Annotated in this window: 21 protein-coding genes; 9 read left to right on the top strand and 12 right to left on the bottom strand. The window is 45.0% G+C overall.

Features of this window, described 5'->3' with window-relative positions; genetic code table 11:
- Positions 1–142 precede the first annotated feature (142 nt).
- The 4 genes from A3762_RS14330 to ahpC form a co-directional block, all read right to left on the bottom strand.
- Entirely contained in the window at positions 143–784 is a 642-nt protein-coding gene (locus A3762_RS14330) for a PEP-CTERM sorting domain-containing protein (RefSeq protein WP_197469272.1), read from the bottom strand.
- Between the two features lie 206 nt (positions 785–990).
- Entirely contained in the window at positions 991–1,653 is a 663-nt protein-coding gene (locus tag A3762_RS14325) for a cupin domain-containing protein (protein ID WP_197469271.1), read from the bottom strand.
- Positions 1,654–1,746: 93 nt separating this feature from the next.
- Entirely contained in the window at positions 1,747–3,351 is a 1,605-nt protein-coding gene (gene ahpF / locus A3762_RS14320) for an alkyl hydroperoxide reductase subunit F (protein WP_068477917.1), read from the bottom strand.
- A gap of 564 nt (positions 3,352–3,915) precedes the next feature.
- On the bottom strand, positions 3,916–4,479 hold the full coding sequence (ahpC, locus tag A3762_RS14315) for an alkyl hydroperoxide reductase subunit C (RefSeq protein ID WP_068756191.1): 564 nt from the start codon (positions 4,477–4,479) through the stop codon (positions 3,916–3,918).
- 159 nt (positions 4,480–4,638) lie between these two features.
- Here ahpC and A3762_RS14310 point away from each other — a divergent pair, with 159 nt between their 5' ends.
- On the top strand, positions 4,639–5,547 hold the full coding sequence (locus A3762_RS14310; RefSeq protein ID WP_068477914.1) for a hydrogen peroxide-inducible genes activator: 909 nt from the start codon (positions 4,639–4,641) through the stop codon (positions 5,545–5,547).
- Here A3762_RS14310 and A3762_RS14305 read toward each other — a convergent pair.
- Positions 5,530–7,833: an EAL domain-containing protein gene (locus A3762_RS14305; RefSeq protein WP_068477913.1), complete on the bottom strand. Its 2,304-nt coding sequence runs from the start codon at positions 7,831–7,833 to the stop codon at positions 5,530–5,532. The genes A3762_RS14310 and A3762_RS14305 overlap by 18 nt on opposite strands.
- A gap of 245 nt (positions 7,834–8,078) precedes the next feature.
- Here A3762_RS14305 and A3762_RS14300 point away from each other — a divergent pair, with 245 nt between their 5' ends.
- The gene (locus tag A3762_RS14300; protein ID WP_068477912.1) at positions 8,079–9,119 is read left to right on the top strand and encodes an AraC family transcriptional regulator; all 1,041 of its coding nucleotides are present in this window, start codon (positions 8,079–8,081) and stop codon (positions 9,117–9,119) included.
- Between the two features lie 10 nt (positions 9,120–9,129).
- On the opposite strand, the gene lnt is transcribed toward A3762_RS14300, so the two are convergent.
- From lnt to A3762_RS14285, 3 genes are all read right to left on the bottom strand, one after another.
- Entirely contained in the window at positions 9,130–10,695 is a 1,566-nt protein-coding gene (lnt, locus tag A3762_RS14295) for an apolipoprotein N-acyltransferase (RefSeq protein WP_068756189.1), read from the bottom strand.
- A 15-nt stretch (positions 10,696–10,710) separates the two neighbouring features.
- Positions 10,711–11,460, bottom strand: a complete 750-nt coding sequence (locus A3762_RS14290) for a hypothetical protein (protein ID WP_156493471.1) — start codon at positions 11,458–11,460, stop codon at positions 10,711–10,713.
- A 111-nt stretch (positions 11,461–11,571) separates the two neighbouring features.
- A complete protein-coding gene (locus A3762_RS14285; RefSeq protein ID WP_068756184.1) occupies positions 11,572–12,876 on the bottom strand; it encodes a pectin acetylesterase-family hydrolase in 1,305 nt (434 codons plus the stop codon).
- A gap of 307 nt (positions 12,877–13,183) precedes the next feature.
- Between A3762_RS14285 and A3762_RS14280 the strand changes: the two genes are divergently transcribed.
- The 4 genes from A3762_RS14280 to A3762_RS14265 all read left to right on the top strand — a co-directional run bounded on the left by A3762_RS14280 (position 13,184) and on the right by A3762_RS14265 (position 17,368).
- Positions 13,184–14,239 (top strand): AraC family transcriptional regulator, encoded by a 1,056-nt coding sequence (locus tag A3762_RS14280; RefSeq protein WP_068756182.1) that lies wholly within the window; start codon positions 13,184–13,186, stop codon positions 14,237–14,239.
- Positions 14,240–14,368: 129 nt separating this feature from the next.
- Positions 14,369–14,845, top strand: a complete 477-nt coding sequence (locus tag A3762_RS14275; protein ID WP_231878818.1) for an arsenate reductase ArsC — start codon at positions 14,369–14,371, stop codon at positions 14,843–14,845.
- A gap of 24 nt (positions 14,846–14,869) precedes the next feature.
- Positions 14,870–15,886: an ACR3 family arsenite efflux transporter gene (gene arsB / locus A3762_RS14270; RefSeq protein ID WP_068477903.1), complete on the top strand. Its 1,017-nt coding sequence runs from the start codon at positions 14,870–14,872 to the stop codon at positions 15,884–15,886.
- Positions 15,887–16,162: 276 nt separating this feature from the next.
- Positions 16,163–17,368 carry a fasciclin domain-containing protein gene (locus A3762_RS14265; RefSeq protein WP_068756172.1) on the top strand — a complete coding sequence of 402 codons (1,206 nt, stop codon included), beginning with the start codon at positions 16,163–16,165 and terminating at the stop codon, positions 17,366–17,368.
- Between the two features lie 153 nt (positions 17,369–17,521).
- Here A3762_RS14265 and A3762_RS14260 read toward each other — a convergent pair whose 3' ends face one another.
- The 4 genes from A3762_RS14260 to A3762_RS26530 are packed head-to-tail and all read right to left on the bottom strand — an operon-like array spanning position 17,522 to position 19,974.
- Positions 17,522–17,830 (bottom strand): response regulator, encoded by a 309-nt coding sequence (locus A3762_RS14260; protein WP_068756169.1) that lies wholly within the window; start codon positions 17,828–17,830, stop codon positions 17,522–17,524.
- 46 nt (positions 17,831–17,876) lie between these two features.
- Positions 17,877–18,704, bottom strand: a complete 828-nt coding sequence (locus A3762_RS14255; RefSeq protein ID WP_068756167.1) for a DAHL domain-containing protein — start codon at positions 18,702–18,704, stop codon at positions 17,877–17,879.
- A complete protein-coding gene (locus tag A3762_RS14250) occupies positions 18,704–19,717 on the bottom strand; it encodes a cytochrome-c peroxidase (protein WP_068756165.1) in 1,014 nt (337 codons plus the stop codon). Before A3762_RS14250 ends, A3762_RS14255 begins: the two co-directional genes overlap by 1 nt.
- Positions 19,684–19,974, bottom strand: a complete 291-nt coding sequence (locus A3762_RS26530; RefSeq protein WP_156493470.1) for a hypothetical protein — start codon at positions 19,972–19,974, stop codon at positions 19,684–19,686. The genes A3762_RS14250 and A3762_RS26530 overlap by 34 nt, the downstream gene beginning before the upstream one ends.
- 268 nt (positions 19,975–20,242) lie before the next feature.
- Between A3762_RS26530 and A3762_RS14245 the strand changes: the two genes are divergently transcribed.
- From A3762_RS14245 to A3762_RS14235, 3 genes are all read left to right on the top strand, one after another.
- The gene (locus A3762_RS14245) at positions 20,243–20,635 is read left to right on the top strand and encodes a hypothetical protein (protein WP_156493469.1); all 393 of its coding nucleotides are present in this window, start codon (positions 20,243–20,245) and stop codon (positions 20,633–20,635) included.
- Positions 20,604–21,887, top strand: coding sequence for a hypothetical protein (locus tag A3762_RS14240; protein WP_068756163.1), 1,284 nt, complete (start codon positions 20,604–20,606; stop codon positions 21,885–21,887). Before A3762_RS14245 ends, A3762_RS14240 begins: the two co-directional genes overlap by 32 nt.
- Positions 21,888–21,901: 14 nt before the next feature.
- A partial coding sequence (locus tag A3762_RS14235; protein WP_068756161.1) for a diguanylate cyclase domain-containing protein occupies positions 21,902–23,898 on the top strand: 1,997 nt, incomplete at its 3' end.

Here is a 23,898-nt window from a genome sequence, read left to right as displayed (position 1 = left end):
TATCCATAGAAATACATTGAGGGTAGTCGTTTAGATCAATTTCAAAAGCAAAACTCTTCAAACAGTTCTATTTATTTCAGGCATAAAAAAACCACAACCGAAGTTGTGGTTTTTTTAATTTGGAACGCGATCGAAGAAAGACTTATGCCTTACGACGTGCAAATCCTAACGCAGCCAAACCTAAACCGAACAATGCAAGCGTTGCTGGCTCAGATACAGAAACTGAAACATTTCCGTATGAATGGTTGTCAGACTCAAACGCATAACCATTACTAGTTAGTACATAACGGTCGAACACATCACCATCAGTAAAGAAGAAGTTTACGAAGCGGTTAGAAGTCCAGCTAACTTGGTTTCCGTCTGCAAGTAGATCATCAATCTGATCACCAGAGACCGACGCTACGATGTTGTTATCGTCGCTCACATCACCGTTGTAGAACGTAATGCTGTTGTAGTCATCAACCGATCCCCAAAACAAACCGAAAAAGTTGTAAGTTTCGTCAAGCAACATAGTTGCTGAACCATTTTGGTTAGGGTTTGGAACACTCAAATATTCACTGGTAATGCCAAAAGGAGGCGCACTTTGATTTGTGCCACTTGGCGTTGAGTAGACTGTGTAGTCTCCAGAGATGTTACCTACATTGCCTTCGTCAAAATCAATGATATCTAGGCTATCAGATACTGTACTTACAAATTGATTTTCGGCTTCAACAGTTGTAATCAAACCTGCTTGTGCAGATACACTCGCTGCCAATAAAGCGCTCGCTAATACTACTTTTGTCATTTTTAGCTCCGAACTATCGTCCATGAAACATTATGTTAGTTACATACGGTTACATAATACCTATTCAGAGAAACATTACTAGTTCGAAAGATATAAACGTAGCGAAACTGAGCACTATTTCACCAAGTTAATAGGCTTCTTAGCGTTTGGAGATCAAATATTAGGGGCAAAGTACTTTTACTCTGCCCCCAAACTTAAGGCTCAACTTAGATTGGCAGATGACCTGTTTTGACATAAATGGTGCAACCATCTTCTTTTGTGAAGGGGTGATGCTGGCTCATATGTGGTGAACGAATCCATGTTCCTTTCGGGTATTCACCATGCTCATCATAGAAAGTACCTTCGAGAACAAAAATTTCCTCCCCGCCCCAATGTCTATGTGGATTAAAAATAGTATTGGGAGCCCAGCGCACTAGTGCGACATGTTCCCCTTCAAACTCATGCAGGGGCATGACAGAGAGACCTTCAACTAAGCCGGGTAACCAAGCAGTTGAAGTTGTATCGATACTAAATTGCCACGTATCTCGCTGATCAAACTGCTGAAGCTTTACAAAGATCGTCGCACCTTGATCGCCAATTTTGGGTTGATGCGCCGTACCAATTGGATTGCGGGCATAGGTACCTGATGGGTACTGACCATGTTCGTCTTCAAACACACCGTCTAATACAAAAAACTCTTCGCCACCCGTATGGGTATGCGGGGAGAATTCACTATTCGCTTCGTATCGCACAATCGATGTTGCTCGCGCGACTTCATCACCAATACGGTCCAGCATCATGCGCTCGACACCGGGCATAGGTGAATCAACCCAATGATAATCTTGTGGCGCGACAACAAAACGGTCTGAAAAATCTGAGCGGAGTTCCATAGTTATTTCTTTCTATTTCTAGACATATAAAAAAGGGTCAGAGTAAACTTAATCTGACCCGCAGATTGTACTCTTATTTAAGGTAAGGATTTCTTACGCAGCTTGCGCTTGGTCAGACTTCTGCGCTTCGTAAAGTTCCTCAAGTCTCTGAGAGTTTGCAAGCAAGTATTCAAATGCACTCAATGATGCCTTCGAGCCCTCGCCCATCGCGATCACAATCTGCTTGTAAGGAACCGTACTCACATCGCCCGCTGCATAAATGCCTTTGCTTGATGTGTGGCACTTTTCATCAATAACGATCTCACCATATTGGCTTGTTTCGATCACATCTTTGATAAATGCGCTGTTAGGCACCAAACCAATCTGTACAAACACTCCATCGACTGCAACATCTTTCACTTCGTTGGTGTCACGATCAAGATATTTCATACCGTTGACCTTACCATTCGCCGCAGTGACTTCTTGCGTTGCAGCACTCTTGATAATCGTAATGTTGTCACGCGCTTGCGCTTGATCTACCAGTACTTGGTCCGCTCGCAAGGTATCTGCAAATTCAAGCACCGTCACACTCTTCACGATACCAGCCAAATCGAGTGCCGCTTCGATTCCAGAATTACCACCACCAACAACAGCAACATCTTTCCCTTTGAAGAATGGGCCATCACAATGTGGACAGTACGCCACGCCATTACCGATATTTTCTTTCTCACCAGGAACGTTTAGCTCTCTCCACTTCGCCCCTGTTGCGACAATCAAGGTCTTGGTATCGATACGCTCACCTGATGACAAGACCACGGTTTTGATCTCTTCATCGATCACTTCGCTCACACGCAAGTGCTCTTTCACCGTAATGTCGTAATCATTCATGTGATTGATTAAGTTTCCTGTTAGTTCAGGACCGGTTGTACTCGATACTGAAATGAGGTTTTCGATGCCCATTGTGTCTTTCACTTGGCCACCTAATCGCTCAGCAATCAGCGTTACTTTCAAACCTTTGCGCGCACTATAAATCGCTGAAGCAACACCTGCTGGACCACCACCGATAACAGTCACGTCTTGCAAAGGCAGTGCGTCAGACTCATCTGACTGGGCGATACTTGCATCGCGCTCCATCAATTTCTCGATCAACTGTGCGGCATCAACTTTACCATTCGCGAATAATTCGCCATTGACATAAACAGCTGGGACGCCCTGAATGTCGCGTTCTTTGATGATATCTTGGAACAAGCCTCCATCGATCATTTCGCTCGAGATATTGTCGTTAAGCAAAGCAAATTGATTCAGAGCCTGAACGACATCTGGGCAGTTGTGGCAGCTCAAACCGATGAACACTTCAAAGTGTAACTTTTCACCAACGCGCCCCACCATTTTTTGCAAAGACTCATCTAACTTTAAAGGTGTGCCAGTCGCCTGAAGCACCGCTAAGATAAGTGAATTAAATTCGTGACCACTTGGGATACCTGAGAACTGGACACCTGTGTCTTTGCCATCAACTTCAATGTAGAAGCTGATCGGACTACGTAAACCTGTGGCACGTTCTTCTAGCGAAAGAAGATCATTGGTGCCTGCAATATCAGCAAGAAACTTTTTCAGCTCCTCACGTTTTTCATGTTCGCCACTTTGAAGAACGAAAGTAAGCGGCGCCTGCATTGAGGCTGTGTACTGTTTAATTGCCTGTAGAATGTCTTGAGATAGCATGATGCTCACCTGTATGTTTCTAAAGTGGTTTTTGATTTTGTTCAGCCCGCTGTTGATTCGGGACTTAGTATTCTGATCCGAAGAGATTTGAAGATAATTTCTAGTCTTGACTCTTCTTTTCTTATCGGCGCTGGCCGACAGCAGGTCAAGGTCTTTGTTTCGCCAAAGCCCCCAACACCCCAAAGGCGACCCGGATCGCTGAAGCGATCGACGGGAAAGGCCCTTCGTTCTAAACTCTATGTGAAAGTGTATATTGCACCTTTAGACCATTGAACGATTCTTTATCTGGCAAACCGCTAGCGGCGTGATGAGAGCAGTTAGAGCGAGGCGAAGTTCACCGAGAAAGCGCAGCTTACTGTCTGGTAAGTGAGCATTGAGGGGTGGACTTCAACAAAGCTCTAACAATCGCAATAGCCGACTACATTTTTGAGATTAATTACGTCGCGAGATCAGCTAAGTCTAGGCAGAGCGTGTTAAGGAAGCGGAGCTTACTAATAGTAAGTGAGCATTCCGAAACACGCTTTAACACCGCCTTAGCAATCGCAGCAGTAACTAATCCAAAAATTAGATTTTGCCTACTAAATCTAATGATGGAGCTAGCGTCTCTTCACCTTCTTTCCATGCGGCTGGGCAAACCTGACCTGGGTTGTTACGAACGTACTGTGCTGCTTTCACCTTGCGAAGTAGGTCTTCTGCGTCACGGCCAATACCTTCCGCTGTAATTTCCATTGCTTGGATAACGCCATCTGGGTCAACGATGAATGTACCGCGATCTGCAAGACCCTGATCTTCACGCATTACTTCAAAGTTGCGCGTGATTTGACCTGTTGGGTCGCCAAGCATGTGGTATTGAATCTTGCCGATTGTGTCTGAAGAATCGTGCCATGCTTTGTGCGTGAAGTGCGTGTCAGTTGATACTGAGTAAACTTCTACACCGCGAGACTGAAGCTCTTCGTATTTGTCTGCAACGTCACCAAGCTCTGTTGGGCAAACGAAAGTAAAGTCTGCTGGGTAGAAAAAGAAGACAGACCATTTACCTTCTAGATCCTTGTCGCTCACTTCTACGAACTCACCGTTCTTAAAAGATTGCGCTACGAATGGTTTGATTTTTGTGTTGATTAGAGCCATGTCATTTTCCTCTTGAATTTAACGACAGTGTTAAAAGTAAATTGGCGTTTGCCTTAAGTTCGAAATGAAGTTTAAAGAGACTTGCAAGAACGGTAAATTTGAATAAATTTATTTATTAATTTAGTTTTTTTGAATTATAAACGCCGCGCGAGGAATACAATGATCTCTCTTAAACAACTCAATTATGCACGCGCAGTTGGACGCACCATGCAGTTCAAAAAAGCTGCGGAGGAATGCAATGTCAGCCCTTCAGCGCTGACTACGGCAATTAACGAATTAGAAAGCCAAATCGGCATGAAGGTTTTTGAACGTGATACAAAGAAGGTGCTCATTACACCAGCGGGCGAAGAATTCTTAGCACAAGCCGAGAAGATCTTAATTCAAGTAGAAGACCTACAAGCGATGGGTTCATTGAATGATGCGCCTCTCAGCGCTCCTATGTCTGTTGGGTTCATTCCAACCATTGCGCCGTTCTTACTCCCCAACCTATTAAAGAAGATCAATACCAAGCACCCAAACTTTGACCTGCGCGTAATTGAAGAACAATCGCACGTCGTCGTGGACAAAGTGCGCCGAGGAGAAATAGACGCAGCGATTCTTGCCCTTCCCTATCCTTGCGATGGTCTACTCACTTTCGAATTTTGGGAAGAAGACTTCTATTGGATTACACAAAAAGACAATGAACTGGCTGGTCTTAAAGAAATTCGTAGTAAAAACGTTGATGAGTCAAAACTCATGCTTTTGAAAGAAGGTCACTGTTTAAAAGACCATATTCTCGATGCCTGTCATCTATCAGCTTGGCAAGCAGAACACGGTTTCAGCGCGACGAGTTTAAATACTCTGGTGCAAATGGTAGCGGGTGGATTAGGCTCAACCCTCGTGCCAGAAATGGCGCTGGAGCAACTGATCAAACAGAACCCAGATCTTGCGGCAGTGCATCTCAATGAACCCGGGCCACATCGCAGTATTGCGTTGATAATTCGCCCTAACTATCCGCGTATCTCAAGCATCGAGGCTTTAAAAACTCTGTGCCGCGATGCATTAGAGCCTTTACGTCCCTCTGCGTAACATTTGGTTAAGAGATCGATCAAAATCCATGCTATTAGGCAGGTGCTGACCGATATTATGCTGCCATACCAGAAGCGTTTCTAAGCTCATCGGTTTAGCGACAAAATACCCCTGTATGAGATCAACATCTTGATCAAGAAGATAACGAAGTTGGCTTTCAATTTCGACACCTTCTGCCACGATTCGACACGATAACTGCTTGGCCAAATAGATAATCACGTCAACGATGCTGCGTCCGGCATCGCTATGCTCGAGTTCGTCAACAAAGCGCTTATCGATTTTGATCTCATTGACGGGAAGTTTTTGCAAATAGGCTAAGGACGAATATCCTGTACCAAAATCATCAATAGACAAATCAAAGCCCAAGCTTTGTAAGCGCTTCATCTGTCGCATGGCAACGTCTATTTCAGTCAGTAAAGTCCCTTCGGTAATCTCTATGGTGATTCTTTCTGGAGAGACTTCATAGCGGCTTAATACCGAGGTCACGGCCTTTTCAAAATCATCTTTTATAAACTGGCAAGCACTGATATTAACCGCGATTCTGAAGTTTTCAGCGATACTTTCATCGCGCTCCATCACCTTCACTACACTGCACACATGACGAAAAACCAGTTCTTGTAGTTGCGGCATGATGTCGAGTTTTTCTGCTAATGGAATGAACTCAACTGGAGAGATAAAACCTTTTTCTGGGTGCTCCCAACGCATTAATGCTTCGAAGCCTTTCACACGTCCTGTTTTGTCAACTTGAGGTTGGTAGTACACCGTCACTTCTTCGTTATTCAGCGCATGCTCTAAGTCATATTCTAGGTGGAGTTGTTCGATCAGGTTTTTTTGGATCGTCTCATCAAAAAACACGACGCGCTCGTTGAGCTCTTTGGCTCGGTACATCGCAGACTCAGCCTGATTGATCAATTTTTCAGGGACAACGTTCTCGCCGCCAAAAACGTTGATTCCAACTCTCGCTGAAACTCTTAGCAGTTTATCGGCCACTTTGAAGTGCTTGTCGAATACCGACAGTACTTTCGTCGCGATACTCGTTGTGTCGCGCGTCAGCGTTTTTAGAGAATCGCTCATCGCATCAAGTAAGATTACAAAGTCATCGCCACCAATACGCGCTAGAGAATCCCGATGATCCAAGACCGCACCGATACGCTTTGAGATCGCAACCACCAGAGCATCACCACCAGACATTCCTACTGAATCGTTCACACGTTTAAAATCGATCAAATCGACATATAAAATAGCGCCAAACAAGCCTTTGCTATTTGCTTTTCTCGCTTGCATCCCCAAACGTTCTTTTAGCAAACGTCTATTTGGCAAACTCGTTACCGAATCATAAAAGGAGAGCTTTCGGATCGTATCATCGGCCTTACGACGTTCTGACACATCTTGTGCGACCCAAATCACATGCCCCTTTTCAGGCTGATCTAGATCGTAAACAGGAATAGGAGAAACCCGTGCTTCAAAAATACGATTTCCCGTTTGAACATCTAGCTCATACTCATACACCATACGTTTCTGTTGATCGAGACACTCATGAATAACATTGAGCATAGCTGTGCTAATTGCAGGAGGGAGGATGTCTGACAATTTCTGCCCAAGAAGCATATTGGCAGGCAAGACTAATGATTTCATCTCACCGCCATAAATATCGACGTAATAGCCATCTTCATCGAACACGAGAACTAGATCCGGCATCGCCCTAGCAAAGCTCTCAAAGCGATGGCTGTTATGTTGTAAGGCTTTATGCAGCTGACTTGATTTCCCTTCGTTGATTTTTTTCTCTAGAACTAAACCTGCCAGATGAGAAAAGCGCTCAATCAGATCAACAAGATCTGCGTCATACTCACATTCGTGGCCGAAATAAATGGCAAAACTGCCAAGCACTGAGCCATAACTCGCCATAATCGGGACAGACCAGCATGCCCGTAGTCCCGCGCCTAAGGCTAAGCCTTTGTAATCAGCCCAGAGTGGATCCGTTTCGATACTCGACACATTCACATTCTTCGCTGTATAGGCCGCTGTTCCGCAAGACCCAACATTAGGGCCGATTTCTGCGCCATCAATCGCCTCGGAATATTCCTTGCTGATGCTAGGTGCTGCACCATGGCGTAGATGTTTCCCATCCAGAAAGAGAATGGAGCAATACGCATCTTCACGCGGAATCAGTCGCTCTATTTCTGTCGCGATGAGCTCCAAACATTCCGCCCATTGCCCGCCTAAAGCAATAAGAGAAATGATGCGCTGTTGAACATCTAACAGACGCCCTGCGTGTAAATGATGCATAAACGTTCAGCCTAAGGTTAACGATTTTTTATATTGGGCGTAACCGTAGTCCAAAATTTGAAATATTCGACCTTAAACACGCACTGAAACTATATTTTTTACTCGCTCACACAAACGACATAATGATTTTGTATTTTCATCTCCAAAGAGATAGGATTTTGGTCTCCTAAGCGTCCGAGATGTTGCGCTTGTTGTAGGGCTCGTGCAGTTCAAAACAAGAATCGTAATAGAGTGAGGACAGCATTGTGTCGACAGGGACGCACTTACAGCATCGGTGTGATGACAAAGTGATCAGCACACTCTTTATCAAGCTTTTCAAACAGACCTTAATACAACACGACCTTCCTTTCGTTGCGTCAGAAGCGTTGCGCATCGCACTCGAGAAACCACAGGGAAAGATCGATTTATTAGAAACCACTGAATGTCTAAGCACCAACTTATTAGACGCTGAAGCCGGCATCGGGCTCGCCTATGGACAGCAACTTAGTGTCATCGCAGCAGATGGTTTTGGGCAGTTGTTGATGACGAGCGAAACACTCGAAGACGCTTTCAACCACTTAAATCATTTCCGTTTATTGTTCGGCGTGCCCTGCTTATTTGAGCTAGAACCAACAAGCACAAATGTGCATAACCTGAAACTCAGTGTCACGCATCACTCCAAGCAACCGGAAGCACTAAAACACTTTATCTGCGAAGCACTACTTAGCACTATTCAACAACAGTCTTCTTGGCTCTGCGGGAAAGAGCTTCGATTCAATTGCGTAAGTCTTCCGTTTGACAAGCCTTGGCATTCGAAAATATATGAAGACTATTTTCAATGTGAAATACATTTTGAACAAAACACCCTGAGTGCCGAATTTGATTCAAATTACCTAAGCTACCCAATTCTTACGGCCAACCCTGCAATCCACCGGTGCAAACTCGCTGAGTGCAACGATGCGATAAAGAAGTGTGAAAAACGGATTTCAATTCAGAAAAGGCTCTTTGTGCTATTTGACCAACACATTCCAAACCTACCCTGCATTGATCAAGCAGCAGAACAACTTCAATTATCGAAAAGCGCATTGCATCGTAAGTTGTCTAAGGAAGACACCAGCTATCAACAAACGCTTAATAAATTTAAACAGCAAAAGTCTGTGAACCTGCTCAAGAACACCAACTACACCATTAGTGAAATCGCAGAGCGAATAGGTTTTAGCGATAGCTCTACGTTTCGTAGAGCATTCAAGACGTGGACCGGCCAGCAGCCTTCTAAACTACGCAAGCACGCTCAAACATTTCCCTAAGTCTTATCAACTATTTGGTCAATGAAGCACGCTGTTTAAAGTCGAGTTCAGAAGATTTTTTAACGCGAAATATGGCGCCGCGAGTCAAAAGAGTGAGTAAGGTTAAGCCCATGACGACACTGACAAACCAATTTCCGTAAAGTGTGTATAGGGTCTGTTCAGAGCGCCAATCAACAATAGAGGCGCGAACACCCTCTTCACCTAAAGGCACATTATTCACGACGCGACCCGCGGGATTTATCACCGCACTAATGCCGCCGTTCGTTGCACGCACAAACCACCGCCGATGTTCGATAGCCCGTAATTTGGCCATCGCCAAATGAATGTATGGCTCTTTACTCATTCCAAACCAACTATCGTTAGCAACAGAGATAATCAATTCGGCATGATTGTTTGCCACCATCTCGCGCACTAATTCAGGAATCACGGTTTCATAACAAATAGGTGTGCTTATACGACGTCCTTTAAAGGTCAGCGCCGTTAAGGAATCACCCGCTTCAAAACGTGAGTATTCCGGAAATACCTGCGCAACGAACGATTCGTGCTGTGACAAGATGGTCTCGAATGGCAAATATTCTGAAAAAGGAATCAGTATATTTTTACTGTACTGACTCGCCACTCGGTTATTTTCATCAATTAAAAACACGGCATTATGCGGACTTAAACGCCCCTGTTTGACCGATAATCGCGTGGCTCCGAAAACGATTGGCGTATCAAGATCTTGTTGAATAGGCTGAGCATCCACCGGCAGAGTACCTTGTATTGCTCGGCCGTATGCCGCTTCAGGCCAAACTAACAAATCAATCTCGTGCTGTGCGATAAGACTGCGACTAAAGGCTAGATGTTGCTGATGCGCAGTTGCACGTTGATCAGGACGAGACATGCCATAAATATCACTTTGCACAAGCCCAATAGACATTTGTTGTTGAGGCTCTGCGACAAAAGACTCTTCCTGTTGAACTTGATAAACCCCATAAAAATATAAACCTCCCACAATGCCTACCGTACTCGCAATAGACTTCATGGATGTGAAACGACGCTCTTGCAACAATACAACACAGCATGCATTTACACTGATCACACATGCACTGAGCAAATAGACGCCACCAAGATCAGCAGCTTGTGCTAGATATGGCGCCCGAACGAGTGATGCACCCAAGTAAAAAGGAAACAGATTCGCTTGCGTGAATTCAATGATGAGCAAAGCAGCCATAGAAGACAGCAATATCCCGACATTGAGTCTGCGCATCGCGACGTAGAGCAGCGCAAACACAGCAAAATGCAAGGCGATGACGAATCCATAAGCTAGCCAAAGCAAGCTTCCGGTATGGTCTTCGCCCCGAATAAATCCGTCACTAAGCGCGAGAAGCCAAGAATACCCAACGAAATAAAGAACACTGCCCATGGCAAAGCCAGTGAGCGCAGAAGAATAAAAGCGCTTGGATCTTTCAAGCGCTAGCAACAAAGGAACAAAACAAGCAAAGGCGAGTAACCAAAGCCCAAACCCGACATTCGCAAAAGCATATAGAGCACCTGAAGCGCAGGCGCTTAAAAACAGAAAAATAGAGCCTTTCATAAGAATACTCTTTTATTATATTTTGCCGAGTGCGCGATTCGCCTCCTCAGCTTGCGCTTCTAGTTTAGCTCTATATGCGTCTTTATCCGCCATCCATTCCTGCTTCTGATCGATGAATATTTGACGCTGCTCAAGTGCACGCGAGATTTTGTTCGGCATTTCCTGAAGTTTGTTCAAGTGCATCGTTCGCGCTAAAGCTTGCCCTGCATAATCATCTTCTGGGAGCACATTCCCATAGCGCTCTAAGATCTCGGTCAAAACAATTACATAGTCTTCTGATAGTTTTTCCTGATAGGCGTAGTAGTCTCGAATTTCCTGTTCGCTGGCGTGACGTGCCATCATTTTCGTTTCAATCGCTTTTAACTCAGCGCGCTTCGCTTCTCGGGCCTCAACGATTGAAGGGTCGTCAGTTTGAGCAGCCATGGTCCAATATAAATTATCTGTTGTGGCTTCGCGTACGACATCAAGATCGACCTTTGACCATGCTTCCATTTTGGCATCATAAGCCAACTCAGGATCATAATCTTGCGGCGGCATTTCAACATCACCGGCAATCACTGTATCTGTCGTTAAATACTTGGGATAGCTGCCTTGAACACCTGAAACGCGTTCATCATGCGAGTCTGGATTTGGAGAAGGCGTTGGGACCTGTTCTGTCACGGGTAAAAAACTCGGATCAACGGTATCGTCCTGATTCATTAATACAACAACGGCTGATACCCCTAATACGCTTGCCATGAAGGTTAACTTTATACTTGTTCTCATCGTGTCACCCTAATTGTTCTGTTGTTCTTAGTTTTGTGTATTGCCTTTCCTAGCATTGCACTAGGAAAGGACTTTTATCTGGGTTTACTCTGTGGAAATAAAGCTCAGAATCTAGATCGCATCACTGATCAATGGACAGTAGATACCACAACCAGGATCTTCGTTGTTGTAGTTATTGTATGGTTCAACTAAACGCCATGTTGCACCCGCAACGAAGGCATCAAGAAATGCCGCCATACCATAGAACGTACCTGGGCACTTCCACGTTTGGCCTATTGGGAACTCCCACCAGCGTTTTTTACGAATACTTGGGCAAGCGTGTGAGCCTATGAAGGTAACGATGGTTGAACAGTGGCTATCATTGATTGGACGATTCCAAGGAATCATGTAGCCATAGTTTGGCAAGGTATTCATTTGCGCAATCAAGATCTGATGATCTTCCTGCCACTTCGCCAAAATAGAGTTGTAATCCATGTTCGGGAAGAAACGCTCATAAGAGAATCGCGAGAAGTTAAAGTCGGTGCTGTAAGCCGTATAAGCAAATGAATCTTGCGGATACAAGTTTGCCGCCGCGGTATTTGCCGTGCCCATATCATCAATATTGAATGAAGCAGGCATATTCGCAAGCACAGTAGGCATGTCCCAAGACGTAATGATTGTCTCGTGCAACTGACGCGAGTTGTAGCTCGAATCGGGTGCTGGGAACAATGGTCCTGAGTCATTCAGCATATAGCCTTTGGTGAAGTCTAAACGCTGACGCACTTCATGATAAAGCGCCGAAGACGCTACACCACCAGCACTGAAGCCCGTAATCATCACTTTGTTCATTGTGCCTAGACGCGTATTTAGAAAGTCCAAGGCCGCAGTCGAGTTTGCATAGCCATTATGATGGAAGGTAATTGGTGGATTCACACCCGTCGGGTCGTCATACACCTGAACATTATTACCTACATGTACATCGCCGGTGCAATACGGCATGTAGGCGGCATCCCATCCATTTGTTGCCAAATTCTCACGACGACGGAAAGGTAAACCAGGATCGTTACCGTTCATAATGGGCGAAACGAATTTAGCCTTCGTCTCATAAATATAGTTATCGGAGAGACCATTCGGGTTTGATGCACCAAGCAGACCTAGTGCACCAGAGCAACTCTCGTAGTCCCAACACGCACCGCCTCCTTCATAGCTTATAACGAGGTTATTAGAATTCGGATTGTCATAAACCCAAAACTTGTATTGCGATCCGTCACTACACTTCGTGCCCGGAAGTTCCACTTGTTCCCAAGCAAAGTCATTTCCACCATTTACAACATCCTCAATACCAATAGCATGTGCGCCTAAAGACACACCTGCTGCCAGCGACAGGCCTAATGTTGTTTTAATGACGTGCGAAGAAAATGATTTCGTTTTTATCATTGTTTTCACCACAGTTATTAATTGATTAAAAAGTAATGTGGCATCAACTGCGAACTACGCCACGCGAGCAGTTAAAACGAAAAAGCCAGATTTGAAGAGGGCAGAAAATAACAGCTTTGCCGATTTCACCAACACAATGCCCCCTTATTGAGCTCAAAGCTCTCAAAAAAGGAAAATTGGCCGCTTTGCACACACGCAAGCGATTGCAGAATCAGAAGTGGGAAATGGATAACAGAGTTACGTTGGCGATCACATAAAAAGCGGTTTAGTATTTAGTCTATTCATGGATGTGAGCAAAGTAATAACGATGTCGATAGCAAGCCCAGAACAAAACATTGAATTCAAGCAAATAGCTAGCCTAGGTGATCAAAACTATCCGAGCTTTGAGCTTTCGCTCATTCTCAAACGACTCAAGCGACAGGGACAAACTGCTTGGTGTGAACATCTCGAAAAAGAGTTAGAACTAGACATTTTGCTCAATGAGCCATTCATACCCTCACACATTGCCCTTGATGGTTTATCACGTGTGGTTGAAGATCAATTCTTGATTGGTTTGGGTATTCATGTCGCGAGCGAATATTCACTCGCAAATTTCGGTATTTTGGGAACCGCTTTTCGTCATGCACCATCACTCTATGATGCACTCGAAATCTCACACAGCTATTACGAGCTGCTAGGCAGCTTTACTGATCTCACGATTATCCAAGATCAAGAAGAACTGACCCATCGGCTTGTAAACGTATCAGGACTGAGTGAGCGTTTACTGCACATGATATTCGAGTTAACGATCGGCGGCATGCAAGCCGTCTCGCGCGAGATCACGGGCAGTCCAGTTAAAACACGTGCTTTAAAATTCGTTCTAAAACTTACAGAGGCGGATAAAGCCTTCTATCGCAGTCACTTTGATTGCGAGATTGAAGATGACGCAAAATTCAATGAATGGGTAGTGGACCTTGCTCATCTTAAACAAGAGCTCACATACGCTTACCGTGCAAAGCATGAATTGAAAGACAGCATTGAGCAACTGAATCAACTTATGCAAACACTGAAAGATGAGTTCGCATTGGTCAACAAGTTCGACCGCTTAGTGCGAAATGACGGCGATAGCTACCCTAACTCCAAAGCCATTGCCGAAGCCATGTGTATGAGTGAACGCACCTTCCGACGAAAACTTGGAAAGATCGGTCTAAATTACAATACCTTGATGGGCAAAATTCGTTGCCAAATTGCGATCGCAATGCTTCAACAAGGCGACTTTACCAATGAAGATATTGCCTTCGAATTGGGCTTTTCAGACGCGGCAAATTTCTGCAACGCATTTAAAAAGTGGACAAAACAAACGCCCAATTTTTATCGACCTTGAGGCTTATTATCCGCATTTAGGTGAGCTAAGCTTCTTCAGCCTTGCTTCCGAGCAAACAACAACCACCTAGCAATAAAACTGTCATTAAATTTGCTCTATACTATGGTGTTTTCGTCTTTGAGAAGCACCATGATCTCCATTCTCTACATTTGCACTCATAATCGTTGTCGCAGCATTCTTAGTGAAGCAATCACCAATAAACTCGGTGATCAGAAGTTAAAAGCCTATAGCGCAGGAAGCAGCCCTAGCGGCCAAGTTCACTCCTTGAGCATTCAATATTTGCAAGAGCATGGCTATGAAACCGAAGGCTTAAAAAGCCAATCTTGGGATGAGTTCTCACCAGACTTATTAGACGAAGGGATCGATATCGCGATTACCGTGTGCGATCAAGCAGCGCAAGAGGCCTGCCCAGTTTGGTTTGGGAAACAAGTGAAACTGCACTGGGGCCTAGCAGATCCGTCAAAAATTGAAGGCAGCGAGGAAGATCAGAAAGTAGCCTTTGATGCCTGCATTAAAGAGATCGAAGCGCGCGTCCAGAAAATGCTCAGTTTTGACACAAGTGATCGCGAGTCGTTTATCGCTCAAATAAAAGAGTCTTTGGCTTAATTCAAATTTCTAAAAGGATCTACAATGGGAATTTTTGAACGCTACCTTAGCGTCTGGGTCGCCTTAAGCATTGGTGCAGGAATATTGTTAGGTGTGCTCGCACCCTCCACTTTTGAAGCGATTGCCGGATTTGAATATGCCCATGTGAATATACCTGTGGCCTTATTTATCTGGCTCATGATCTATCCGATGATGGTGCAAATCGATTTTAGTGCCGTCAAAGAGGTCGGTAAAAAACCCAAAGGTATAGTGCTGACAGTTGTCATCAACTGGTTGATTAAACCTTTCACAATGGCTGCACTTGGCTGGCTGTTCTTTAAAGTCATCTTCGCGGACATGGTTGACCCTCAAACTGCCTCCGAATATATCGCGGGAATGATATTGCTGGGCGTTGCACCCTGTACCGCCATGGTGTTTGTATGGAGCCAACTCACGAAGGGCGATCCAAATTACACATTGGTTCAAGTGTCTGTAAACGATCTCATTATGATCTTTGCCTTCGCGCCAATCGCCGCATTTTTGCTTGGCCTGAGTGACATTACTGTGCCGTGGGAAACACTATTACTCTCGGTATTACTCTATGTCGTCATTCCGTTAGTCGCAGGCGTTATCACCCGCAAGAAGCTCGATAAACCCGACAACCATGAAAAATTAGAGCAGTTCTTGAGCCATATAAAACCTTGGTCAGTCACCGGCCTGCTTGCCACTGTTGTATTGTTGTTTGGCTTCCAAGCGCAAACTATCTTGAACCAACCCTTGGCGATTGTGTTGATTGCAATCCCACTTTTGATTCAAACCTACTTCATTTTTGCCGTCGGTTACGGCGCAGCAAAAGCCTTAAAGCTTCCGCATAATGTTGCCGCACCCGCATGTTTAATTGGCACATCAAACTTTTTTGAACTTGCCGTCGCAGTCGCCATTTCACTTTTTGGCTTACACTCTGGAGCAGCCCTTGCAACGGTTGTAGGTGTATTGGTAGAAGTTCCAGTGATGTTGTCGCTGGTTGCATTCGTCAATAAAACGCGCGGATGGTTTGACTAAACCTCCAACATTGGGGTCCGAGTACTAGTACTCGGACCCCAATCCCTATCTCTCAGTATCCTCAGATCTACCCTATCCGCCTCTATCCTGCTCAGTTCTCAGTTTTCACCCTAGTTCGACAAAATACATAAACTTACTAAACCGAACAAAAAGTAAACACGTAAGGGCTCGTATCAACGTTAGTTGTGTTGAGTGGCCACTCTTATCTGGACTGCTTTGGCAGCCCGAAAATCGAAGCAGTAAAAATCGGACTTTCTCGCTAGATAGGAGTTAACAATGAAAAATTCAAAAGCTTTGCGCCTACTTTGCGCAGGCGTGGTTGCGTCTACCGTTTCTGTATCGGCAAACGCTTGGTCGTTCTTCAAATTTGGAGGCGCCGACAAACCTAAACCTACCATTACCGAAATCGTTGCTAAGAGTGGCAATGGCTTCGATCATCGCCGTTATGATAACGATATCTTATTAGCCGCGGTTCAAGCAGCTGGTCTTGCTGAAACACTTGCCAGCGAAAAGATCGACGTAACAGTATTCGCACCAAGTGACGCTGCATTTTTGCGCTTGGCTCGTGACTTCGGCTATGAAGGGAATAGCGAAGAGGGCGCATTCAACGCGATCTTCGCCACACTGCTAGGATTAACTGGCGGTGACGAAGATGCAGCCATCGATATTCTGCGTAACATTCTGCTTTACCATGTTGCTCCTGAATCACGTTCTAAATTCAGCGTCATATATGACGGCGAAGTACCAACCCTACTTGATGGTGCTAGCATCTTACCTGTTGGACTTCAGCTCATAGATAACGACCCAGAATTTAAGAATCCTAAACTGTCATTCTGGAAGCGTGGTACAAAAGCAAGCAATGGTATCGTGCACTCCATCAATCGCGTACTTATTCCACTCGACCTGCCAGCGGCAGGACAAAGTGATCTCCCAACTATCGCAGGCACAGCTATCGCAGTCAGCTCACTTGAAGGCGTCGATAGCAATCCGAATGACTTTGATATTTTGCTGCAAGGTATTCTTGCAGTTGATGCAGGCAAAGCTGCTGGCGAAGGCTTAGTTGACATCTTGAGCACCGTGCCGAGCCTAACGGTATTCGCGCCGACTGACGCTGCATTCATCCAGCTTGTAAAAGACTTAGGTGTTAATGTGAGCACAGAGCAAGAAGCTCTTGACGTTGTGCTTGCAGCGCTACCTGGTCTTACGGGGCTAGATTTAGCAACAGCACTTGAGACCGTCATTACCTATCACGTGACGGTAGGAGCCGGTGACACTGCACTGACCTTGAAAGACCTTCTTGTTGCGGATGAAATCGATACCGTGCTTGGTCCAGTCATCAAACCTGATGGCCGCACACTTGGCGATATCGAAACACGTGTCGCAGATCCAGAGTTGATCTTACGTGCTGGAAATATCTTAACAAGTAATGGTCGTATCCATCCGATTGACCGCGTATTGCTTCCTGCAGAACTAAATCTTTAATTAAGATTGAAAATCTGGGGTCAGAGTCGTTTTACTCTGACCCCAATATAACTCTCCCGCTAGATTAGCTTAATCGCGCGCGGCAATTCCTTCTGAATGCGTGTGATCTAACCATTTACTCATCAGCTCATGGAGCAACTGTGCTTCGACAGGCTAAGAAATATAATCATCCATGCCTGCTTCTAAACACATCTCCTTATCGCCTTTCATCGCATTTGCGGTCATCGCAACAATCGGCACATTACGCTTAAGCGGATTGCTTAATTGACGAATCGTTCGGCTAGCTTCATAGCCATCCATGACCGGCATCTGACAGTCCATAAAGACAAGGTCAATCGACTGTTCGTTTAAGGTATCAACGGCTTGTTTGCCATCTTCAGCCATAATCACCTCGACACCAACCGTATCAAGCATTAACTCAGCAACAGTCCGGTTGATTGCATTATCATCAACCAATAACACGCGACGTCCTGAGAAGTCATAGGTTTTTTCCTCAACATCAAACTCTTCATTCGACGAATGATAGCTCTTTCACAGCGTTCTCAGCACGACGCGACAACATCACCACGCGCACCAACAATGCCAGAATTAATGCGATCAACGACACGGCAAAACCGTTCACAGAGCGGCTATATACCGCCAATTCATTTTCGAGTTTTTGCGCTACGGTGTTGAAGGTTGATACCGAAATGAGACCATCAATACGATCGATTAAAGTTAAGGTATCGCTGTAACCTTCTAAGACTTTTTGCTTATGCTGTTTAAACGCTTCCAGTGAGGCGTCGTCACCAACATACGTCGCAGAAGTTTGGATGAGCGCTCTATCAATTGCGCCGCTATCAAAAGGCGTCGGCTTCAAAGCAAAATTAATAATATCGAGCTCTAATTTGTGCTTACCAGCATCAGATAGATTCGTTTGGGATAGCAGTTCAGTTTTACATTGAATTAAGAAACGCGTGGAATTTCGCGTCAGAGCCAATTGTGTTTTGAAGTCTTCAACACTGGACTCAAAGCGCCGAAAATCTTGCGCTAAACCAGCATCGAATTCATTTGAGATATACGGATAATACTGCTGAAGATCAGTGCGATACGTTTGCTGATGATTGGCACTTTCAAATAAACTCATCGAGACTTCATCGTAATTAAGTTCACCTGCCGATTGAAGCTTCACAAGTTGGTTATAGATGCCAATCTGATCTGCATTGAAGCCATTCCAAGAAGCTAGCAAAGCGCGCACATCTTGGCTCCGCGCCATAAACACAAGTATTCCGGCAATCAATACAAATGCCACAACACCACCGAGACTGGTTAACGAGCGACTTGAGGGGAATTTCATTATTCGTTCTCCGCCGGCATATGACGATGACTCGCATACAGATTTGGCTTCATGGGCTGTGTTTGACGAGCGTGATCATGGTGTTCTTCGTGCTCATGCTCTTTAGGTGGTATCTCATCCATTTGATGATGCTCCTGATCATGAACATCATCGTGTTGTGCCTCAGAACCGTGCTCTTGATGACTTGAATCCGCGACATTTAGCGGCTCAGTGCTTAACGTTTTCAAAAACGCCACAATATTCTCAACAGTGTTGACGTCTAAGCTCACCCCGAGTTGGTAATAGGCCATTTTGCTTACCGCATCATGCAAGGTCGGAGATGTTCCGTCATGAAAATAAGGGGCTGTTTGTGCAACATTTCTTAGGCCAGGAACACGAAACTTATAACGGTCTTTTTCGTCTCCAGTTACTAGGTATAAACCATAGTCCGATTCATGTATCTGCTCTTTGTCCGCAAAATAGTCGTGAAACAAACCAAGACGTTGGTATAAGTTACCCCCCAGATTTGCTCCTTGATGACAAGACACACAGCCCAAGTCGTTAAATGATTCGAAGCCTTTTAATTCAGGTTCAGTAAACGCAAGTTCATCACCCTGTATAAACGCATCAAAATCGCTATTCGGCGTGACCATAGTACGCTCGTAACTTAGTAATGCATCCTCAATGTTTTTCTGCGTGATACCTGCGTTGAATGCATCGGCGAAAGCTTTTACGTAATCTTGATTTGATCTAAGACGCTCAGCAACTAAATCCCAATTGCTGTTCATTTCAATAGGATTGTGGATAGGCCCTTGCAGCTGTTCGCGCAAATCTCGAGCGCGACCATTCCAGAACTGTCGAGCATTCAGGCTTACATTTAGCACTGAAGGTGGATTTACATCACCCTCAGCACCCGCAACACCTAGAGATTTTACTAAACCATCATCTCCACCGAGCGCTACAATATGACAGCTCGCACATACGACAGTGCCGTCGCTGCTCAGTTGAGGATCATGAAATAGCTTCTCGCCCAAGGCAGCGATCTTGGGATCTTCATTATGGAGTTCAGGAATAGGCCTGAACGAGGGAACTCGGAGTCTTTAAAGGTGTATTCCGCGCGATGCTCATGATTGTGTGACTCTTCATGGTGAGCATCATGTCCTTGGCTATTGTTGTGAGTGTTGTTATGGCCACTATGGTCATCATGACTAGAGCTGTCGCTGTGTCCGCATGCAGACAGCATCACGACGGTGAAATATAAAGCGATTAAACGAATAACAAACACAGCCACTGTCCACCTAATTAAGTTTGATGGCGGCTAGTATAATCAAGCTTCTTAACCCTGCCTGACTTGTTGCACTCTCATACAAAATTCCTAAAAAAAGCCTGACGTAACGTTTTGTATTTTCTTGTACACTGCGCAGTAGAGTTGTATGAGCTTGCTATAGTGAATAAATACACAGCAAAACGATAAAACAACTCTAACTAATAAAAGTAAAACTACCGTGCGACTTACAACAAAGGTGCGGCGGTACTGGCGAGTATTGATATTAGGAACATTGATAGGATTCAGTGTTTTCTCTCCTACAACACATGCCATTACTGTCATTGGTCATGCCTCGGTAGACAGAAACGAATTGCAGCTCAAGGAAGTAAGAGCGATCTTTACAATGAAAAAGCGTCTATGGTCGGACGGGCAACGCGTACAAGTCTACGTACTGAGCCAAGATCAGAAAACACATAAAGCATTCTGCAAGCAAGTATTGGGAGTCTTCCCAAGGCAGCTTGACGCCATCTGGCAGCGTCTCGTTTATTCCGGCACTGGGCAAGCGCCTGTTGCTTTATCCTCAAAAGAAGAAATGATCCAAACCATTGCAAACACTCCTGGTGCGATCGGTTACATCCAACAAGACTACGACCATGAAAATATTAAAGCCATTCGCGTACATTAGCAGCTTGTTTGCGTTGGCAAACATTGCACAAGCCGAGCAATGGTTTAGCCAAAACCAAGTTGAAGGCTTTTTAAGTCAAAGCCTCATCTATTCGAGCGACCATCACTTTTTAGCGCAATCTGATGACCAAGCTTCTGTCGATATGTGGGAAGCCGGCGCTCTATTCTCAACAAAAGTATATAAAGACCTACGTTTTTCTGGGCAATTGCTCGGACGGAAAGTCAGTGAGAAAAGCGGCAACGACTTACGTGTTGATTATGCATTTTTGAGTCATCCGCTCTATCGCAGTGAAGATAGCCAACTAACAGCCCGCTTAGGACGAATTCGTTCCTCTTTCGGCTTTTACAATGAAACCCGCGATATTCCTCATACCCGCACAGGTGTGATCATGCCGCAATCGGTGTACTACGATCAGACGCGTAATTCCTTCTACTCTGCAGATGGTGCTGAGCTGCATTGGTCGAAGTCTTTGGGTGAAAATGCGCTTAGCTTTCAAGTCTTCTACAACCAACCTGTAACCGATATGGATGAGGCGCAAGAAGCTTCGCAACTTGAGCCAAGTAATTTAAAGGGCGATTCAGGTTTATTGGCAAAACTTGCTTATGGTTCAGAGTTCAATGGTTGGCGCGCTGCCATCACTTACTATCGACCCGAATATACGATCGACCTCAACCCCTTAATTAACGTGCCAGCAAATGCGATATTGCCTGGATCACCTGACTTGAATAATGTGCAAATTTACGCAGATGATTCTTCGTTCTATTCCGAAACAGTTCTGACTTCATTAGAATACAACGCCTTTGAATGGGCTGTGACCGCTGAATACTCGCGTCATAAGTTTCAGTCGAACATTAATTTAGATCTAGCCCAGACAATCGCGGGATCTTCAGCATTGACGTCTTTGAATGCCACCTACCCAGGTGTAATTCAGCAATATACGCAAAATACGATTCGATACCTTGGTTATGAAGAGTCGTTTTATATTCAAGGTTTATATCGCTGGAGTGATCAACACGAAACCTATGTACGTTATGACTACAACAAACAACGCGATGTCAGCTTTGCTGATCCACGCGGACACTTTGTAGATGTTAACATCGGTCAAACATGGAGACCGAGCGAAGATTGGCTCATCCGAGGCGAACTGCATTACATAGACGGATGGTCTCGTTTATTTAACCGCGACAACATGAACATCAGTCGCAATCGATATTGGCACGCAGCCATGCTGCAAATTGCCTACCGCTGGTAAAAGGATCTACCGCATTGAAACAAACACAAAAACCACAATTTAGCATTAAGTGGCAAGCTTTCGGCCTAACTAGCCTCGTACTAGCGGTGCTGTTTGTGTTTGTTTTATTGGTCCTCACTAATGCGACATCTAGTCAGTTCAACGTGGCGATGAATACAATCTTCGAGCGCAATCAAAAACAATTTCAAGCCTTGCTAGATGTCGAAGGCCAAAAGATATCGCAGCTGTCTTTATTCACCGCACGGAACCAAGGTCTCGCGAAGTTATTGGCAACTGAAAACAGTCAATCCATTGAAAATGCGCTATCTGATCTCAGCTGGAATCTGCAAATTGAATACGGCATCGATAAAGTCATGCTCTACGACGCACAAGGTTTTGAGCTTTCAACAACAGCCGAAATGAACGAGCAGATCTTCGCGCAATCAATTCTCAGAAAAGAACAGCATGACTGGCGACTGCAGTGCAATGCGCAGTGTTATGTTGTCGCTGGCGCCCCTATTCTTTACGAGGGCGATGTGGTGGGTGTCGTCGCGCTGAGCGAACCTTTGACCAATGTTCTTTTAAAGTTCTATCAGATTAACGAAATCAATACAGCCTTGTTATCTGAACGTTATGAACGCTACACCTATGTCGAGCATCTACCTGAATGGAGCCATAACCTTGTTGCGCTGACTAACCCAAGCCTAACGCGCGACATTATCGATCTAGCTCTAGCGGACTTGCGCTTTAGTGATCTTAGCGCCAAAGAAAACTTCATTGAGGTCAATGATCGAACCTACCACATGCGTAGCTTTGAACTAGGCGAAAATACCTTGCTAACTATTCGTGATGTAAGCGAAGGAAAAGCGATTGTTGAACACACGCTTGCCAACATGCGGTGGATGCTGATGATTTGTCTTATCGTTGCGGAATGCTTATTACTCTTGGTGCTTTGGCGACCAATGACACGCTTGCGTCGCACAACGAACATTCTTCCGTCGCTGGCTAGCCGCAATTATGCGCAAGCTAAAAAAGACTTCGATAAACTGGGTGCGAGTCGCTTCGTCAATGACGAAGCAGACATTCTACGTATCACCGCATCGGGACTATGTGATGAGTTAGAAAGCATGCGCGAGCAGCTCGAAACCCGTGCGAGTGAACTCGAAAAACGAGGTCGCGAGTTAGAGCTTGAACGTGACTTTGTAAATCAGTTATTCAATACCATGCACGCAGCCATCATTATTCAAGATGGCGATGGTTATATCCGTCAAACAAATCACTACACGCAATCAATAACTGGTTTCTCGCAAGAAAAACTCAATGGAATGCATTTCGCAAAACTCTTAGACCCGAGCGAAAACTTTGATGAAATCATCAAGCATGTCAAAGACATCTCACAATCAGATTCCGGCGAATTTCAGCACGAAGCTGCGGTTATCACACATGACCAACACCTCCGTTTTCTGGCTTGGCGCCACGCCCCTTTAATCAATCAAAAAACAGGCTCACGCCAAGTGTTATCGATTGCCGTAGACATTTCGGGGCGCATCGAAGCTGAGACTGAATTAGCGTGGCTTGCGCGCCACGACACTTTGAGCGGCTTGCACAATCGGCATGCATTTGAAGAAGAGCTCGCCAAATGCTTTGCTAATTTTCATGACAACAGCCATCAATTTGGTGTGATGTTTGTTGATTTAGATGATTTCAAATCGATCAATGATACCTACGGCCACCACAAAGGTGACGAGATGATTCGAGCGGTTGCAAATACCTTAAAAGATTGTAGCCGTGATACAGATTTTGTAGCGAGAATGGGTGGTGATGAGTTTGCGCTAATCGTACGCAACTTCCATCGCTATGATCTTGAGCGCATCGCTGAACGCATGCTTGAACAGCTCTCTAGCATCGTACTAGAACCGCAAATTCATTGTTCGGCCAGTATAGGCGTCGCGGTACATAGCGCCTTGATTCCATCGCCTGATGTGTTAATCAGCGACGCGGACACCGCCATGTACGCAGCGAAAGAAGCGGG

This window comes from Oleiphilus sp. HI0125 (genome assembly GCF_001635355.1).
The sequence above is the reverse complement of the archived record's forward strand: the minus strand, read 5'-3'. Positions and strand labels throughout refer to the sequence as shown.